Genomic DNA, 18,456 nt, shown 5'->3' with positions numbered 1-18,456 from the left:
CCTGAGGGCATGAAGCCAAGGTAGGCTGTCAAGGTGTTACCGCCACCGGTGCCGAATGTCACCGCACCGGCAGGGAAGTCCAGCATCAGGTTTTGTCTGTTGCCGACGTTGTTTTCCAGCGTCCATATTAGTTTCGTCAGCTTGCCCACTTCGGCGGGGATGTTGCTAAGATCGAACTTCATGATGCTGCTCGCCATCTCCAGAGTAAAATCGACGTCGGGGGATATTTTGCTTGTGCTTTTCAGTAATATATAATTCTTCAGGTTGGCGGTGGGATCGTCCGGGGTGTAGGTCTGCCCTTCCATGGAGAGGGAGGCGTCACCCGTGCTTTGGTTCACTTGTACGGTGTTGGGATAATAGAGGGTGTACGTTGTGGCACCGCTCACCGCTGTTCCTTCGAAGGGGCCGGAGGTTTTGTTCTCCTCGCCTTGATAGGTGAAGTCTGTGCTGCATCCTTTGTAGGTATCGTCGGCATCGAAGCCTGCCACGGTCAGTTGGTCTTCGGCTTGCCAGGTCAGTTTCAGGTCGGCGTCATCGTATGCTACGCGGGTTTGCGTGCTTTCATCGGTAGGAGTTCCCACGGTCAGGACAAGGGTTTGGGAGTTCTTGGGGGTGTCGGCGGCGGTGTTGCCGGTGAGTTTGGGAAGTTCCCGGTCGGCAGAGCATCCTGCGACCACGACTACCAGTACGGTCAGTAAGGCCGCGCTTATGTATTTCATCGCTTTCATTGTTCTATGGTTAGAATGTCGTTAATAAGATCTTCCAGGTCGCTGCTGCTTGCGCTGTTGCAACCGCCACGGCTGCTGCTTCTGTAGGAGCCGGTGTTGAATGCGCTGTTACCGTCATTTACTCCGGGCAGGTTGCCGCTTCCAGCTATCACGCCTTCGTTCTCCATTTGCATCACCTCTATACGGGGCGGTACGTACTTCTGTTTGGTTCGTTTCATAATCGTACTTTATTCATTGGGGTTAATAATAGAGGGATTTGTCGTATATCCCGCCGGTTTATTCATTAAGAAACGCATGTGCGGCTACAGTCGTTTCGGCATCAGTCGCTTTGTACATGTGATTGTGTGGGGTTACTTGCATAGTAACGGCAGACAACTATAGCGGTGCAGGTTGAAAAAGCGTTTTTGGACGGCACTAAACCAGAGAATGAACATATATATTGAAGTTGTCTTGGCAATAAGGCGCACAAATTGTGCATCCGTTTTCAGGGGTTGGAAGCGGAATTGTATTTCGTATATCTATTAGAATAGTAAAGAGGAGTCCAGATAGTAAAATATAAGATTAAACGGTTGTTTTATTAGCATTAGTTTGCATACTTGTCAAAAAGTATGCACCTTTGCACACGTTGTCTGCCGTTACTATGCAAGTAATATCATCTCAATAAAGTGCCGTACAGCATATTGATGCTATCTGCTTTCTTCTTTTTGCTTCCTTTCACTAAAGCGATCACCTGTCTGTTTACTTTATCTATCACCTCCGCATCGAAGGGCTTCAGATAGCTCATTGTCACCCGTATGGACGAATGTCCCAACGACTGGCTGATAAGTCCAAGAGGTGTTCCGCTATGATAAGCCAGCGTCGCCCAGGTATGCCGTGCCGTGTACGAACTCACGGAAACGCCGGGCAGGAGTTTCTTCATCAACCGTGCCAGTTCCCGGTTGAAGCGGCGCAGTGTATCCTGATAAAGATGATACCGTTCTTTACCCGGAGATGCTTCATTCAGTATCGGGAACAAATACTCCGATTCAGCCCTGTTTCTGTACTTCTGTAGCAACCGGAATGCGTCCGGCGGCACGTCCACCACCATCAATTTACCTGTCTTGTGACGCCGGTAGACGATACGCCTGCCTTGCAAGTTCTGTTTCCGCAAATGTGCCAGGTCGATGAAAGGCATACCGCGAAGCATGAACATCAGCATGAAGCAAGCAAGTACACGCTGTTGCGGTAGCGACAACGCACAGAATTCTGTAGTTTCTAACTGTCGCATCTGCCCCGCTGTTAGTGCCCGCTTGGTGCGCGACTCTACTTTGGTATACAATTCCTTGAACAATATCGGATTGTAGTTTACCATGCCGGGTGGCATCCAACGGTTATAAACTGCCTGAAGCGTGCGCATGTAAGTGGAAATAGTGTTCGGACTGCATTCACATTCCGTTAGCCATGTCTCATACTCCTTCAGTCGCTCCGGTGTAAAGACATCCTGTATCGGTGCAAGGACGTTCGGCACTGATGTCGGATCACTTCGCATCGATACAGGGGTATTCCAAAAACGGGTAAAAGAGCGCAGTACGCTCCGGTAAACATGTGCTGCCGGAAATTTCCCTTCTTTTTCCAGGTCGGCAATTACCGTCTCCATGTAGTCAGTCAGGTTATCACCTGCTGACACTACATTTTTCTTTTCTTTATCTTCCATAACGGTACTAAAATTAATCTTCACCAAAACAGGCACAAGTTCAGCAATGTTTATGAGAATAAAGAATAACCTGTTCCTGCTGTTCGCCAATAGGCATCGTAAATGATGTTTTAGTTTCTTTTCCGTTTAATTAGTATACTCTTACGAAGAAAGCCGATGGATGTGTCTATTTTTGTCCGAAACTAATACAATATATTTATGAAAAAACTTAGCTATCTCGTTTTATTTTTCCTGTTAGCTATCCCTGCATCGGCGCAGAATCAGTTCAAGTTGAGCTCTATTCCTTTTCTTCTTTCCTGGCATAACACGCCTAAATCCTTTCAGGTGACAGATATAAATAAGCGTATTTCCACTATTCCGCACAATCTGATTATCCACAACCACCCTGTTGATTACGAAATAGAAAAAGACCGGATCAGCATAACTGCGGCAGGAAAGACGAATCTTTTCAACAGCCCTTCCGGGAAGTCGAAGGTTGCAAACGCTCCGCTTATCCTGTTTGAGCCGGAAGCTGATTTTACAATGAGTGCACGGGTTACAGGCAAATTGAAGTCGGTCTATGATGTAGCTGCCCTTGTCATTTATCAGGATGATGATGTCTGGGCGAAGTTCTGTTATGAGAACTCGGTTCATCTTCAGCCGACAATTGTTTCCGTTGTCACCCGTACTTTCTCTGATGACTGCAACTCCATGCCGGCAGGCGATTACGCATATATGGCAGTAGTGAAGAGGGGGTCGGAATATTCATTCTTCTACTCCTCTGACAATAAAAACTGGTTGATGGTCAGGAATTTCAATCTTGAGACGAAGGGGAAGATTAAAGTAGGTTTCGCGGCACACGGTTCTCGTGGTGACGGCTTTACGGGAGTATTCAGTGAGATAAAATATCAGCCGAAAGCTTTGGATGATATGCGAATGTTGTCTTTGTTTTGAAGCTGTATCCCGAAATTTGTACCCTTATTACGGATATGATAACCCCAATTACAGATACCTGATTTCTCAATTGAAATAATTTCTATCTTTGTTGCAGTTCAAATACTTATGAATATGGATAGAGTTATAAAATTAGATAATGTAGATCACTATAACAGTCTCTACGGATTGGAAACCCTGCATCCTCTGGTGAGTGTGGTGGATCTTACCAAAGCAACCAAATCGGTCAATCATATCCAAATGACTTATGGCCTTTATGCACTCTTTCTGAAAGGAGCTAAGAACTGTGATATCAAGTATGGTCGCCAGCATTATGACTATCAGGAAGGAACCATCGTTTGCTTTGCTCCCGGCCAGACTGCCGGAGTAGAGATGCTGAATGATGTAGTGCAGCAAGAAGTGTACGGTATCCTCTTTCATCCCGACCTGATTCGCGGAACCTCCCTCGGAAAGACAATAAAAGATTATACTTTCTTCTCTTATTCAGTAAGCGAGGCTTTGCACCTGTCCGATCAGGAAAAAGAGACTGTGATGGATTGCCTGAAAAAGATCAGTATTGAGTTGGAGCATCCTATCGATAAGCATAGTAAAGCATTGATTGCTATGAATATCGAGCTTCTGCTCAATTACTGTATGCGGTTCTATGAACGCCAGTTCATCACCCGGAGCGGCGTCAATAAAGACTCTCTTACCAAGTTTGAGCAACTTCTGGATGAATATTTCAGAAGTAATCTTCCTGTGCAGGATGGCTTGCCGTCCGTGAAATACTTTGCGGATAAAATCTATCTCTCGCCCAATTATTTCGGTGACATGATTAAGAAAGAAACAGGTATGACGCCTCAGGAGCATATTCAGATGAAAGTGATCGAACTGGCTAAAGAACATATCGTTGAAACGGACGAGACAATCAGTGAAATTGCTTACACCTTGGGATTTCAATATCCGCAACACCTCAGCCGTCTGTTCAAAAAACGTGTCGGCTGTACGCCCAATGAATATAGACTGCAAAATGTACAGTTTTGAAAAAGGATATATTGAACATAGAGACCGTACACCAGTGCAATTGCTGTTTGGGAAATAAGACCTTACATCCGTTGGTGAGCGCCATTGACTTATCTAAAGCCAATGTGATGCAGCGTACTATCAAGTTCGATTTCTACACCATCTTACTGTTGGAATGCGAATGTGAAGATTTCATCTACGGGCGTAAGTATTACGACTATTCCAATGCAACAATGATTTTCCTGACTCCGGGACAATCCATCAATATCAACGAAGGAAAGGCATTTCCCCGAAAGGGCTGGTTGTTGGCTTTTCATCCCGACTTGCTTTGCAGCACTTCATTAGGGCGGAACATTAAGAATTACTCTTTCTTTTCTTATCATCTGAATGAAGCGTTGCACCTTTCCTTGCGCGAAAAGGATAAAGCAATTGAATGTATGTACAATATTGAGAAGGAACTGCAACATGCAATAGACTGTCATAGCAAGACCTTGATTTCAAGATATATAGAACTCCTGTTGGATTATTGTTCCCGTTTCTATGACCGTCAGTTTATCACTCGGAATGAAGTCAATAAGGCGATATTAAACAAGATGGATATTGCGTTGGATGACTATATCCAGTCCGGACAATTGAAAAACGGTGTACTACCCTCTACAAAATACTGCGCAGATATACTTCATTTATCTCCCCGTTATTTCAGCGATTTATTGAAGTTTGAAACGGGGAAGAATCTGGATGAATACTTCCAGTTGAAAAGGCTGAAAGTCGCTAAGGAGATGCTATTAGGCAAAGGTGATACGGTAAGTTCGGTTGCTGAAAAATTGGGCTATCCAAGCGTACAATATTTCAGCAACCTGTTTAGAAAACTGGTAGGGGTATCTCCCTGCGAATATAGATTGTCACAAAACTAAGTGTTCTTGACATTCTGCGATACCCACATTCCTATATCCTGCTTACTGAGTGCTGCCGCCATCAGGTCGGGGAACTTATCGGACGTACAAGCAAAGGTAGGCACACCGATATTTGCCAGAAATTCTGCATGATTTTTGTCATAAGAAGGGGCACCGTCATCATTCAGGGCGGGCAGTACGATAAGTTGCACGCCACTGTTCACCAGTGATACGAACTTCTTTCGCATTTCTCTCGGATCGCCCCCTTCATACAAGTCGGTCACCAGTACCAGCACCGTATCTTGCGGACGGGTGATTACTCCCTGGCAATAGGTCAGGGCGCGGGCGATATCCGTACCGCCACCCAACTGTACACCGAAGAGTAAGTCTACCGGATCTTGCAAGTCATCGGTAAGGTCTACCACAGCCGTATCAAATACCACCATCCGCGTGTTCACTGCCGGAATGGAAGCCAGTACAGACCCGAAGATTCCGGAGTAAATGACGGATGTCCCCATTGAACCGCTCTGGTCCAGACAGAGGATGATGTCTTTCATTGCTTTCCGTTTTCTGCCGTAACCGATACGGACTTCCGGGATGATAGTCTTGTATTCCGGTTGGTAGTTTTTCAAATTCTTGGTGATGGTGGTCTTCCAGTCTATCTCATTATAACGTGGATTTCTCCGCCGTGCAGAACGGTTGAGCGCTCCCGTCACAGCCTGTTGGGTAGGGGCGGAGAGCTTGCGTAGCAGTTCGTCCACCACTTTGCGGACTACCTGCCGTGCCATTTCCTTATTCTTTTCAGGAATAACCCGACTGAGTGACATCAGTGTAGCTACAAGATGCACATCCGGAACTACCGTTTCAAGCATTTCCTTTTCCGTCAATAGTGAGGTGATATTCAGTCGTTTGATGGCATCGCGCTGAATGACCTGTACCACAGTCTGCGGAAAGAACTCACGGATATCTCCCAGCCAGCGGCTTACCTTTGGGGCGGATGATCCGAGTCCTCCGCGGCGGTCGCTGTCATATACGGCTTCTAATGACTGGTCGATGCGTTGCTCTTCCGGTGTCAGTGTGATACCTGTTCCGTCGGCTTCGTTTCCACCCAGTATCAGGCGCCACCTTTTCAGATATTCTTCTTCCATTGTTTTCTCTTTACTTCGTTTCAATTCCTAATAACCGGTGAATCAAGGGAATCACTCTCACAGCTTCCTCTTCATTGTGTGAAGTTGCTGAGGCTGTTGCAGTCTGTATGCCGCCTGCACCGCCCGCCTTGGCTTTCTCACCCAACTTCCGGCGTTCTGCGGGACTGAACTCGCTGAACGTGCGTTTCAGTATGGGAAGCAGTTCCATGAAGGTTTCTTTTTCCTGCGAACATACCCAGTTATTTACCAGGTTCCACAAATTATCATCCAGCAGCAGAATGGAACCGGAAGAACGGAGGAAACCTTCGAACCAGTAGGCCATATCTGCCGGAGCATTACCGATGGAAGAATAATAACTAAGGGTATTCTGCGCTTCTTCGGCTGAAATGTCTCCCTTGTCGTTCAGCAGCCGTGTGGCATAGCCGGACAACAGCGGATGTACATTAACGGATGTACGCACCTGGCGGATGAATTCCAGCCACATCCTATTCAGTTCCGGATCATTGAGAGTGGAAACTGCGTAATCCGTAGACACCAGTTTGTTGAGTATGTCCGTAGCAGCCTCCTCATCTATATTGATACAAACAAGTACTCCACCTGCAAGGATACGGGCAATCATAGCTTGGAGCATATCGCCTACCTTTGAGAAATCCAGATTGCGGACATTGCCGTAGCGGACGATATTTACCAGATCGGGTACTGCCTCCATCATCTCGATAATATCAGTGGAGGCGGCCGAGAGGCGGTCGAGTTGCATCGTCATGGCCTCCACTAAGTCCGGTAGATTGGCAGGGATTACCCGGTCGAGCAGCCGGGTGAGTTCCGGAATATGCCGTATCTCTTTCGTCTGTTTGAGCAGAAACTTCTGCGTTGCTTCTTCCAGTGTATTTCCCCAGATAGCCTTTTCGATGATACTTATAATCTGTTCCGGCTTGTGGTAGAGTGTCCATTTTTCTTTGAAAGTACCTTTACCGTCAGTACCGCCCGGAATTGCCCAATCTATGTCGAGCAGGTGCAGGCGATGGAAGAAGATACTTCTATCCAGATCATTCGGTTTACGAAGGTCGAGAGTCAGCTCTTTGATTTCGGCTGTAAATGGAACACGCAGCCGTTTTTGAGTCTTTTCCACATCTACCAGCAAGGGAACTTTGGGTACATCATCGGGAACACGCCCCAGACGGTTACTGATGATAAGTTCTTCCTTGATGATCTGTAAAAGGATATCGTCGCCAAAGCCCATGACGGTGGTGATGGCTTCATTAAACTCAGCCAGTGAAGGGGCTGGGAGATTACGTAAAGCAGCCGTCACCTGTGCCAGACGCACAGTTTCGATGACGTGGGCTACGGAGATATCCATATTCTTCTTGCGGAAAAGGGAAGCAGCCTGACTGATCCAGAGTTTACCGTCGTCCTGCGGATGATGCCAAAGATAATGATACCAACCCGGAGATTCTATGCCGGCTCCGTATCCGCTGCGGAAAGCAAGCCGGTCGTATGTCCAGGGAATCCAGGTACATTCTATTTTTATTTTGGGCAGTCCTTTCAGCAGTTCGTTATCCTCTTTTACTTTAGGCATATTTTCGAGGGCGGGCACATGCCAGGCACCACAGACCACGGCGATGCGTTCGAAGTTTTCTTTCTGTGCCGTGCGGATCATCTTACGCATCCAGGCTTCGCGGAGCTGGTCACGGGGAGAGGTATGTTCGGGAAGTTCCTCCCGCAATGCGGTTACGGCTTCTTTCACAGCCTGAAATACATCGGCACTGTCTTTGCGGTGCTCAATGGTAGTTTCCCACCATGACTCCCCGTCTGCATATCCGGCCGCTTCTGCCAGATAGTCAAAAGGATCTCTGTATACGGTGGGGATAATCTCCTCCTGTTGCTCTTCGGTTGTATTATGAGGCTCCTGATTTTGCGCCATCGAATGTACCAGTGGTAAATCGAAGAAGCGTAACGGTACTTCGTTCCGCAGGGCGTAAACTATCGTCTGCCATTCCGGAGAGAATTCGGCAAATGGATAGAACACCGCATTTTGTGGCTGGTCGGGTTGATAGGCGAGTAAGGCGACGGGTGGTTCCATCTGCTCATTCAGCACGCATGGAAGCAGAGTCTCGGCTTCTGCCGGACCTTCCAGCAAGATGAGATCGGGCTGAAGCTCTTGCAGGTATTCCAGTACGTTCCGGCATGAACCGGGACCGTGATGCCTTATTCCTAATAAGTGAATTGCCATTCTTTTAATCTTTTAGTTCGTATGATGGAGTGGGAGGTATCAGATCATATCCCTTGATGCACGGTAGATATCTTTCCATCCGTCGCGGTTCTTCACTACCGTCTCCATGTATTCCTGCCATACCACTTTATCCTGTACCGGATCTTTCACCACTGCTCCGAGAATGCCCGAAACAAGGTCTTCGGCATGTATCTGTCCGTCTCCGAAATAACCTGCCATGGCCAGGCCGTTATTTACCACCGAGATAGCCTCGGCCGTACTTAATGTACCACTGGGTGCTTTCAACTTCGTCTTTCCATCATTGGTAGCTCCCTGCCGCAGCTCACGGAAAATGGTTACTACACGACGGATTTCTTCAAGTGCCGGTTTCTCTGCCGGAAGTTGCATCACCTTTTCAAAGCTTTCCACGCGGCGGCGTACAATGTCTATCTCTTCGTCAATCGTATCCGGTAAAGGGAGAATAACGGTATTGAAACGGCGTTTCAAGGCGCTCGACAGATCATTGACTCCTTTGTCGCGGTTGTTTGCTGTTGCAATGATATTGAAACCGCGTATCGCCTGTACTTCTTTATTCAACTCCGGAATCGGAAGTGTTTTCTCCGAAAGAATTGTGATCAGAGTATCCTGCACGTCAGAGCCGATACGTGTCAACTCCTCGATACGTCCTATCTTGCCTTCTTGCATGGCCTTCATTATTGGGGTTTGCACCAGTGCGCCTTCACTGGGTCCTTCTGCCAGCAGTCGGGCATAGTTCCAACCGTAGCGGATGGCTTCTTCTCCTGTTCCGGCAGTACCTTGCACTATCAGTGTGGAGTTGCCGGAAATGGCAGCAGCAATATGCTCGCTCACCCAGCTTTTCGCCGTACCGGGAAGTCCGTATAGCAGCAATGCGCGGTCTGTTACCAGGGTAGCTACTGCTATCTCCATCAGACGGCGGTTACCTATATATTTAGGTGAAACTTCAAATCCGTTCTTCAGTTTGCCACCCATCAGGTAGGTGACTACCGATTGCGGAGACATTTCCCAATTTTCGGGAACAGAGTTTGTTTCATTCTTTTTCAGTTCGTGCAGCTCTTCTGCGAATTGCTGTTCGGCATGTTGTCTAAGTAAAGTACTCATATTGTTTTGTATTATTTATTGTCATTAAACAAGCTGTTTATTTTTTCTTTCATTCTCATATACTCCGCTGTCAGTCGGCAGAATTTGGCAATGGCATGGTCGGCATCGTATGCCACTGCCTGTTGTTCCACTTTGGGCAACATCTCCGGAGGAAAGTATAGCGACAGGCGTTCTGCCATCTCTTTCGGATAATAGTAATAATTGCTATGGAACAATCTTTGTAAAGTTCGTGTGGAGAATTTTATTCCCCATTGCGTCCCGTCCGCATTATACCAGGGTTCGGGAATATAATTGCTCTTGCTGTCTGTTTGGAAGTTGATTTCCTCCCGTTGCTCCGGTGTCAGTAATCCCATCAGCGAAGAGGCGTAGGCTTCATTTGCATCTTCTTTCAGGGTTTGATACGCCCACAGATTGTCACCGAAGTTTTCTATCGGCTGGCATAAGTTGAAGTAGGAACCGAATGGTGGCTTCTTTGCCAGTTTTGCGGCGGCTTTCTCCGGTGAACAGTCGTAGAACTCTACCCAGAAACTGAGCGGTACACGTTCGGCGAGTTGGCGGAGCAGAAACTCTTCATCTTTTTCTTTCTTGTTGGAACTGACCTCTTCCAAACCCAATTTCTTCATCTCAGGTGTAAAGGTGATTTTATCGTATGACCAGCCCAGTAACATCTTATAATGAAGTTTTCCACGCAGCAGGTCACAGTATGTTTTTACCAGTTCCGAGTCGGGCAGACTGCATAACAGGCGACGGGCGGTTTCTTTTACATTACTGCTTCGGTCGGTAGTGGCAATCTCTTGCAGGAAGTTTTCATCCGCTTTACTCAGATTGGTGCGTAGGCATTGTATCAATTCGTCGCGGTGGGCGGCAGATTCATTTTTTAGTTCGGTTTGCAGCAAGGCAAGTCCCTGTCCGGGGTTCTCTTTTCTCAGGCGTTGCAGCATCCGTTTCCGTTCTTCATGCGAGGCTGTTTCCCAAGTCTCGTTTCCGGTATCTCCCCAGTCCGGTAATTCCATGTGGGTAAGCAGCCAGCGTCCACGATTACCTGTTAAGCAAGAAAGCAGTGCTTGCTCTTCGTGCTTATCGGGATTATTGCGGTCGTAGGCATGTGAGATTAGCGTCCGCAGATAGAATGGCGGAATAAGCTTGTTGCACCGGGCAGCTTTCCGGTAGGCATATAATAAAAGATGCCGGTTCTGTCCATTGACTATCTGAATCAGCAGGTCGCCGATATTCCGGTCGAAATAGGGCAGACTGTCATCCGGAGCTTCATTCATGGCGATAGCTTCTCCGGCAGGTAACGGTTCCATTCCGGCACGGCTGTAGGCGAAAGTCAGGGCTGAAAACTGATAGAAAGCGTCTTCCGCATCTTCGCTCTTTTCTTGCAGCAGTCGGAAGTTTTCTTCCAGAGTTTCCGGTAAACCGTTTGGAATGAATTCTTTGGCAGCGGTTCCCAATAAGGCTGCATTAATGATTGGTTCAGTTACGTTCATCTCTCCAAATATAATAGTCAGATTGATACCACATTGAATTTAGCTCCCAGCAATTGGCGTCTGCCAGAAAGAAGGCGGCAAACGGCTTTCCACCCGTGACGGACAGGATGTCTGTTCGGGTGATGTCTTGCATCTGCACAGGCATCAGTTCATTGTTTGCATCCTGAACACAGAGTTGTTTCCCTTGAACAGCCAGTCGCAGATTTTCTACTAATACGGGTACATTTTCGGCAAATGGGTTCTGTTGCAGGGCTTCCCTGTATCGGGCGGTTGCTTCTTGCAGATTCGCACAGAAATACGGGGTAATTGTTTCTTCGGATAATTCACATTCTTTGAACAAGGCGCGAAGACTGCCTACTCCTTTATAATAACAGAGTTTTCCGTCGTAGGTACTGCCGGGAACAAGATTGAATTCCGCCAAGGTTCCGGGAGCTGTGAAACTGAGATAGATGGCGAAACGATTGCTCTGGCATCCGTATAGCCAGTAAATATCATTATTCAGCTCGTTTATCTTCTGACTTCTCTTATGGAGTACCAGCCACTGGTCGGTAATTGTTTCACCCGCCAGCACATCCTCTTTTGCTTGCGGATAACCTATCTGTGTGCGGATTTCCTGTTGCCACTCTTCCGGTTGCAGGTCCAGGTTCCGGTAACTCTTCATCAGGAGGTAGAGTTTTCCGAGTTGGTCGGTTAACTTGTATTTCCAACTTTCCTCGTAGAAGTTTATTTCCTGAATGACTTTCAACCGATTGGCAAGTCCGGGAGCCTGGGCGTCGACCATACGGCGGGCAATACCGTCGAAAAGAGTATAAGCCCGTTCCGGTATATTGATTAATCCGTTGCGTAGCAGGTCTTTCAGCCAAATCTCCAGTTCATCAATACCGTTCAGCACCTTTTGGTGGCGCATAGCCTGACGTTTGGCTTGTGCTGCTTCATCTACAGGCGTGTCGCTTTTGGCTTTCTGTTCCTTCTTTTCGGCTTTTTCTTCCCGCTTGGAAAGCCAGGAAGTCACCCATTCCGGTTCGTTCGCTTCTTTGAACTGCTCAGCCTGTGCGGCATATAAAAATAAGAGTCCCAATCCATGTTTGCATGGAAACTTCCGGCTGGGACAGGAACATTTGAATGCTACGTTTTTTGTATCGATTACGGTCTGGTATGGAGTTTTCCCACTTCCTTGGCAATGCCCCCAGATAGCACGGTCACTGTGTTCCAGCAACACCCACTTGGCTCTTGTCGCCAACCCTTTTCCGGCTTTTACGGAGGCTGCATCCGGGGCTAATTGTATGATTTGTTCTTCTGTTAGATTTAATAACATGATAATCTTAGTCAGCTATTAGTGTGTTTTTAGATTGCAAGTATAATGCTTTTTTTCTGTTTTTCAGATTTTTCGAAGAGAAGAGTTTTCTGTTTTTACCGGAAATCATTTGATCCGTATTCTTAAAGCCGGGAAAGATTCTGTAACTTTGCGGCAACAGGCATCACATACCTGCGAGTAATATATAAAACCGACTTGTATGGATTTTGAAACTTGCATAGCCTCTCATTCTTCAGTTCTGATGGAGGGGGCATTGGGAGAACGATTGAAGCGTGAGTATGGTCTCACCATCAATGGCAGTGTAGCTATGGCTGATTTGATTTATAGTCAACAGGGGCGGCTGGCATTGGATACTCTTTGGCGGGGCTACATGGGTATTGCTGAAAAATACAATCTACCGTTCTTGGCTACTACTCCAACCAGACGGGCCAATAAGCAGCAAGTTATTCAGGCCGGGTATGATGAGGCTATTATTGAGGATAATGTCAGGTTCCTCCGTAAGATAAAGGAGACATCAAATATTGAAATGTATATTGGCGGTCTGATGGGGTGTAAAGGAGATGCTTATACAGGCGCCGGTGCTCTAAACATTGAGGAAGCTCACGACTTTCATCATTGGCAGGCGCAACTATTTAAACTTGCGAAAGCAGATTTCCTGTATGCAGGAATTATGCCTGTGTTGGCTGAGGCAATGGGTATGGCGAGGGCTATGTCCGATACCGGAATCCCCTATATCATTAGTTTTACCATCCAAAAAGACGGGAAACTTATTGATGGGCATACCATCGACTATGCTATCCGCTTTATCGATGATAATGTATCTCGCAAACCGGTGTGCTATATGACAAACTGTGTACATCCCTGCATCGTCTATGAAGCTCTTGCGCACAACTTCAACCAGACCGAGGCTGTCCGAACACGGTTCATCGGTATTCAGGCCAATACTTCCGCATTGTCTTATAGTGAACTGGACGGTTCCGCTGATTTGCAATCTTCTTCTCCTGCCGACTTGGCTGAAGGTATGATGAAATTGAAATCAGAATATGATTTTAGGATATTTGGCGGCTGTTGCGGAACGGATGATACACATATGGGAGAAATCGCTAAGTCTATATCTTGCGGAGCATTGTCCTGATGCTTTCAGTCTTTTCCGAAAATCGCAAGTTTGGATAAGTTCATTCTTATCGGATATGCCTACATTTGCTCCATAAACAATAAATATGAAAAGAATCATGGAAGACTTTGTTGGAGCATTAGTTTGTGATCATAAGAATGATCGAATACCGGAGGAATATAATTTCTTTGGAAAACTGGTAGGAGTGTGGGATCTTGATTGGAACGATCATCTGCATGAAGCAAAAAAAAGACGTGTAAAGGGAGAATGGATTTTCTCGTGGGTACTGGAGGGTATGGCTATTCAGGATACTTTCATCGTACCTTCAAGAGTTGAAAGACTTACAGATATTCAGCCGGATGCGTCGTATGGTACAACTATCCGCATCTTTAACCCCAATACTCTGGCATGGGATATATTCTGGGGAGAACCGGGCGAATCTATCAGATTGGAAGCCAGAAAAGTGGATCAGGAAATAGTTTTGACGGAAATCACTCAGCAAAGTATGAAGTGGATATTTTCGGAGATTACGGATACTTCTTTCGTTTGGAAACGGATACGTAGACAAGAGGATGGAAGCTGGCGTCTGGAAGTTAAAGCATTGGGGACACGAAAAACGGTATAAGATGGAAGAGCATATATGTCAAAGCTGTGGAATGACTATGGCTGCTATGCAGCATTTCGGCACAAATAAGGATCATAGTCTCAATAAGGATTATTGCAGTTATTGCTATCAGAACGGAGAATTTACCGAAGAATCTACTGCTTACAGTTACCTGAAACCTGTGAATCAGGTAGTCGATTATATTCAATCCAATTTGCAGGAAAAAATAGAGTTGACCACTTTGGCAAATCTTGCGAATATCTCTCATTTTCATTTCCATCGGATTTTTAAGTCTGTCATGAATGAGAATGTCGGAGAATATGTTCAGCGAGTCAGATTAGAGAGGGCGGCTTTCAAATTGCAGACTACCAATCTGAACCTTACGGAAATAGCCGAGCAGGTAGGATACCAAACCCAGTTCGCCTTGTCCAAGGCCTTTAAGAAGTATTTTAATATATCTCCGAGCACGTACAGGAGTATGCCTACGGATTTAACCATTCCCGTTCGGCGTGAGGAATGCGGAATTTCTGATATACGGCAGGATATTCGAGTTATTGAACCTGTGGAAGTGGTTTATATCCAAGTCGCCAACCCGTACAAATATATAGATGCATTTACCAAGGCATGGGACAGGTTGTTAAAATACGTAAGGAAAGGGGGGATACCGGATGGGGAAACAGAGTACTTCACATTTTCTCGTGATGTCCCTACAATTATAACTTCTCCGGAGCAGCAACGGATCTTTGTTTGCGTTAATAATTCCGACCATCTGGAACCTTCCGGTATTATTGGAGTACAAACCATAGAAGGAGGAGAGTATGCTGTTTTTACAATGTATGGCGCATACAGGCAATTGCCGGATGTATATACTTATATATATCGGTACTGGTTGTTCAACAGTGACTATCAGATAAGAGACAGCATGGTCTTTGAAAAGTATTTGAATTCACCTGACGAAGTAGAAGAAGACAAGCTTATGACTGAAATCTATATTCCTGTTTCTAAGAAATAAATGTGCATATATTATAGGTATACCGTATATATACGGTTCTATTCCAGAATCGGTAATTCGGGTATGAATATCTGTAAATCATATACAACCTTTTTTATTTAATCGCAGTATATTTGCAGTCAGAAGTTTAACACTAAAAATAGATGATGATGAAAACAATCCTAAGCATTCTGACTCTGTTCGTCATGCTATCATGCAGCACGGCGGTGAAAGAGAATACCGATCAACCCAATATAACAGAAATAAACAAGAAAAATATTGGAAATCTGTTAGCACTCTATCCGAAGCCGATGACGGTTGTCGGTGCACAGGTAGAAGGAAAAGTAAACTGGCTCGTTGTCGGGCATACGGGCATTATCGGTCACGACCGTATCCTGCTTAGTATGAGCAAGCAGCATTATACCAATCAGGGAATCAGGAAATCAAAGAAACTCTCCATCAATCTCGTTAGTCGTGAAATACTGTCCAAAGCCGACTATGTGGGAAGCGTGAGCGGTGCGGCAGTCGATAAGTCGAATGTGTTCGCTTATCATATCGGGGAGAACGGTACGCCTGTCATCGACGAATCCCCTTTGACGATGGAATGCAATGTGGTGGACATTTACGAAACCGATGGCTTCGACAACTTCATCTGCACTGTAGTCAATACCTATGCTGCTCCCGATGTACTCGACAGTACTGGCAAACTTGACTATACCCAGTTAAAGCCCGTTTTGTTTGCGTTTCCTACTTATTCCTATCTTGCAACAGGAGAGATAATCGGCAAATGTCTGAATCTGGATAAACAGCCCGCTATGTGCGCCAAACTGCCTATGGCGACAGATGGTATCGTGCGGCTGTCGAAAATCGAGGTTTGGCCGGAGTATCTCGAAGAATATATGAAATATGCGACCGAAGTGGGAGAAGTCTCCTTGCGCACTGAACCGGGAGTATTGACCATGTATGCTGTCCGCGAAAAGGAGAATCCCGGTATGATAACCATTCTCGAAACTTATGCGAGTAAAGCGGCTTATGAATCTCATATCGCATCGGAGCATTTTCAAAAGTACAAACAAGGAACGTTGCACATGGTCAAGTCTCTCGTATTATCAGACCAGACTCCGCTAAACCCTGCAAACTGCCTCAATAACTTCATTCAATAACCGAAACGCTAATTGATCAGACCATGCGAATGAACTTACTTTCTTTTACCTGATTCTGTCGTTTTTACGCGAGTTCTTTGTATATTTGCCTCTTAACTTTTAAAATACCACAGTTATGAGAAAAGTACAACTATTGTTAGTTTGTTTAGTGCTTTCAGTGGCTGCTTCTGCTGCTGATAAGGTAGTTAAGTTACCCAAACCCAATTTGAATCGTGCCGGTACGGTAATGAAAGCATTGTCTGAACGTCAGTCTACACGTGAATATGCTTCGAAAGCATTGAGCCTTGCTGACTTGTCAGATTTATTGTGGGCTGCTAACGGAATCAATCGTCCGGAGTCTGGAAAGCGGACAGCTCCATCGGCTTTGAATAAGCAGGATGTAGATGTATACGTGATATTACCCGAAGGGAGCTATGTGTACGATGCGAAAAATCATCAGTTAAATCTGGTTTCTGAAGGAGATCATCGCGATGCTGTTGCAGGTGGTCAGACTTTTGTAAAAGCGGCTCCGGTATCTTTGGTACTGGTCAGTGATGTTTCTCTCTTTGGCGATGCTCAGAAACCACAAAATCAGGTGGTTGGAGCTATGGATGTTGGTATCGTTTCGCAGAATATCTCTTTATTCTGTGCTAATGCTAAATTGGCTACAGTGCCGCGAGGTTCGATGGATGCCACTCAGTTGAAGAAAGTATTAAAACTGAAAGATAGTCAGATTCCTATGTTGAATCATCCTGTAGGGTACTTTAAATGATAGAATAAGAAATGAGGGTGTGTCGGAACTCTCATAAACTAAAAATCCCCCTCGCTACAACTATCTGTGGCGAGGGGGATTTTAATTTTGTTTATTTGGCATCTTCAATAATAGAACAGATACTAACCCGGTTCCAGTCTGGTTCTGTGAACATGTCACCCACTCCCTGACCTTCGGCAGTAATGCGTGACGGGTTAATTTTATACTTATTGACCAAGATTGTCTTTACGGCTTCGGCACGCGCTTTAGCTATTCTTGCATTGACTTCGGCACTACCTTCCGGTGAAGCGTAGCCTTTAATCACCACTGTTGTATTTGCGTATTTCTTCATGTAAGAAGCCACACGTTCCACATTTGGCAACTGAGAGGCATCGACTGTAGATCTACCTTGTCTGAAAGTAATGATGGATTCCGGAATACGGCTGGTCTCCACTACCGTCTCAACAGGGATTACCCGGTTCTGTAAGTTGTTTACTTCTTGTTGCAGTGCGCTGATCTTCTGTGCGTCGACATTGATCTGACCGTTCTTCTCATTCACTTGTGAGCGAAGATTATTGATAGAATTGTTCAGGTCGCTAATCTCGGCTGGATCATAGAGTTTAGCCAAGGTAAAGTGATGGCTTCCGTTGCTACCACCAAAGTGGTAAGCTACACCTGCTGTTAGTTCAAAGGCGGCATTGTTTACATTGAATCGGCTACGGTTGTGGTCGCCTTGCATATCATATACCAATGCCGGTTTGACTCCTATCGTCCAGGCTTTAGCTTCTCCGAGATTGAAGTTGAAATTCATTCCGAAACGGCTGGACCAGGAGTTCACATCTCCAGGGCCGTCCATGTAGTAGTGCAGCCATCCCGCACCGGCTACGGCCTCTACTTCGAATATGCGCGGAGTACCTGTATAGCCTGCGAACAGGTTCATCAGGTTGACTTTACCCAATAAGCTAAGGTCTGAAGCATCAAAAGCTGTCTTACTGTTCGAGGTGTTTATATATCCCATGCCTTGAACTCCCAGTCCGAAAACGGGGGTAAGTTGCTTCGTAAACTCAATTCCCAAAGCCGGGCGGGCATTCTTGAAGAAAGCGCTGTGGCTTACAGGAGTTATAATACCGGTTTTTAGTTCTATAGACCAATTGTCTGTGAATTTGCTGCCTTGTACGGTAGTCTGGGCATTTGCAGCCAATGCTGCTAAAACAAATGCTGATAAAATAATTGATTTTTTCATAATTGAAATGCATTAATAGTTGATACAATAAAATATAACATGCCCTGAAGTAGTTTATTT

At 45.8% G+C, this 18,456-nt stretch carries 16 protein-coding genes and 1 pseudogene; 8 read left to right on the top strand and 9 right to left on the bottom strand.

Going from position 1 to position 18,456, the window contains the following annotated elements:
* The 3 genes and pseudogenes from BACCELL_RS26755 to BACCELL_RS02180 all read right to left on the bottom strand — a co-directional run.
* Nucleotides 1-728 (bottom strand): annotated as a pseudogene (locus tag BACCELL_RS26755) (hypothetical protein); the annotation flags it as partial.
* A complete protein-coding gene (locus BACCELL_RS02185; protein ID WP_007209872.1) occupies nt 725-946 on the bottom strand; it encodes a hypothetical protein in 222 nt (73 codons plus the stop codon). The pseudogene BACCELL_RS26755 and the gene BACCELL_RS02185, both read right to left, overlap by 4 nt.
* A gap of 434 nt (nt 947-1,380) precedes the next feature.
* The gene (locus tag BACCELL_RS02180; protein ID WP_044153231.1) at nt 1,381-2,421 is read right to left on the bottom strand and encodes a tyrosine-type recombinase/integrase; all 1,041 of its coding nucleotides are present in this window, start codon (nt 2,419-2,421) and stop codon (nt 1,381-1,383) included.
* A 198-nt stretch (nt 2,422-2,619) separates the two neighbouring features.
* Here BACCELL_RS02180 and BACCELL_RS02175 point away from each other — a divergent pair, with 198 nt between their 5' ends.
* From BACCELL_RS02175 to BACCELL_RS02165, 3 genes are all read left to right on the top strand, one after another.
* A complete protein-coding gene (locus BACCELL_RS02175) occupies nt 2,620-3,354 on the top strand; it encodes a DUF1349 domain-containing protein (RefSeq protein WP_007209870.1) in 735 nt (244 codons plus the stop codon).
* Nucleotides 3,355-3,468: 114 nt separating this feature from the next.
* Nucleotides 3,469-4,377, top strand: a complete 909-nt coding sequence (locus BACCELL_RS02170; protein ID WP_022210948.1) for a helix-turn-helix domain-containing protein — start codon at nt 3,469-3,471, stop codon at nt 4,375-4,377.
* Nucleotides 4,374-5,270 (top strand): helix-turn-helix domain-containing protein, encoded by an 897-nt coding sequence (locus BACCELL_RS02165; protein WP_007209868.1) that lies wholly within the window; start codon nt 4,374-4,376, stop codon nt 5,268-5,270. Before BACCELL_RS02170 ends, BACCELL_RS02165 begins: the two co-directional genes overlap by 4 nt.
* On the opposite strand, the gene BACCELL_RS02160 is transcribed toward BACCELL_RS02165, so the two are convergent.
* The 5 genes from BACCELL_RS02160 to BACCELL_RS02140 are packed head-to-tail and all read right to left on the bottom strand — an operon-like array spanning nt 5,267 to nt 12,551.
* Nucleotides 5,267-6,397 carry a vWA domain-containing protein gene (locus tag BACCELL_RS02160; RefSeq protein ID WP_007209867.1) on the bottom strand — a complete coding sequence of 377 codons (1,131 nt, stop codon included), beginning with the start codon at nt 6,395-6,397 and terminating at the stop codon, nt 5,267-5,269. The two genes, BACCELL_RS02165 and BACCELL_RS02160, sit on opposite strands and share 4 nt — an antisense overlap.
* Nucleotides 6,398-6,407: 10 nt before the next feature.
* Nucleotides 6,408-8,627: a DUF5682 family protein gene (locus tag BACCELL_RS02155; protein WP_007209866.1), complete on the bottom strand. Its 2,220-nt coding sequence runs from the start codon at nt 8,625-8,627 to the stop codon at nt 6,408-6,410.
* Nucleotides 8,628-8,666: 39 nt separating this feature from the next.
* Nucleotides 8,667-9,746 carry an ATP-binding protein gene (locus BACCELL_RS02150; RefSeq protein WP_007209865.1) on the bottom strand — a complete coding sequence of 360 codons (1,080 nt, stop codon included), beginning with the start codon at nt 9,744-9,746 and terminating at the stop codon, nt 8,667-8,669.
* 11 nt (nt 9,747-9,757) lie between these two features.
* Entirely contained in the window at nt 9,758-11,236 is a 1,479-nt protein-coding gene (locus BACCELL_RS02145; protein WP_007209864.1) for a DUF5691 domain-containing protein, read from the bottom strand.
* Nucleotides 11,223-12,551, bottom strand: a complete 1,329-nt coding sequence (locus BACCELL_RS02140) for an SWIM zinc finger family protein (protein ID WP_007209863.1) — start codon at nt 12,549-12,551, stop codon at nt 11,223-11,225. Before BACCELL_RS02140 ends, BACCELL_RS02145 begins: the two co-directional genes overlap by 14 nt.
* Before the next feature lie 199 nt (nt 12,552-12,750).
* Between BACCELL_RS02140 and BACCELL_RS02135 the strand changes: the two genes are divergently transcribed.
* From BACCELL_RS02135 to BACCELL_RS02115, 5 genes are all read left to right on the top strand, one after another.
* The gene (locus BACCELL_RS02135) at nt 12,751-13,686 is read left to right on the top strand and encodes a homocysteine S-methyltransferase family protein (RefSeq protein WP_044153177.1); all 936 of its coding nucleotides are present in this window, start codon (nt 12,751-12,753) and stop codon (nt 13,684-13,686) included.
* A gap of 85 nt (nt 13,687-13,771) precedes the next feature.
* Nucleotides 13,772-14,290 carry a hypothetical protein gene (locus tag BACCELL_RS02130; protein WP_007209860.1) on the top strand — a complete coding sequence of 173 codons (519 nt, stop codon included), beginning with the start codon at nt 13,772-13,774 and terminating at the stop codon, nt 14,288-14,290.
* 1 nt (nt 14,291) lies between these two features.
* A complete protein-coding gene (locus tag BACCELL_RS02125; protein WP_007209859.1) occupies nt 14,292-15,281 on the top strand; it encodes a GyrI-like domain-containing protein in 990 nt (329 codons plus the stop codon).
* Between the two features lie 146 nt (nt 15,282-15,427).
* Nucleotides 15,428-16,423, top strand: coding sequence for a flavin reductase (locus BACCELL_RS02120; protein ID WP_044153228.1), 996 nt, complete (start codon nt 15,428-15,430; stop codon nt 16,421-16,423).
* Between the two features lie 115 nt (nt 16,424-16,538).
* Nucleotides 16,539-17,174: a SagB/ThcOx family dehydrogenase gene (locus tag BACCELL_RS02115; RefSeq protein ID WP_007209857.1), complete on the top strand. Its 636-nt coding sequence runs from the start codon at nt 16,539-16,541 to the stop codon at nt 17,172-17,174.
* Nucleotides 17,175-17,265: 91 nt separating this feature from the next.
* On the opposite strand, the gene BACCELL_RS02110 is transcribed toward BACCELL_RS02115, so the two are convergent.
* A complete protein-coding gene (locus BACCELL_RS02110) occupies nt 17,266-18,396 on the bottom strand; it encodes an OmpA family protein (RefSeq protein WP_007209856.1) in 1,131 nt (376 codons plus the stop codon).
* Between the last annotated feature and the right edge of the window lie 60 nt (nt 18,397-18,456).

Origin of the sequence: Bacteroides cellulosilyticus DSM 14838 (assembly GCF_000158035.1) — a bacterium.
GTDB classification, from domain to species: Bacteria; Bacteroidota; Bacteroidia; order Bacteroidales; family Bacteroidaceae; genus Bacteroides; species Bacteroides cellulosilyticus.
The sequence above is the reverse complement of the archived record's forward strand: the minus strand, read 5'-3'. Positions and strand labels throughout refer to the sequence as shown.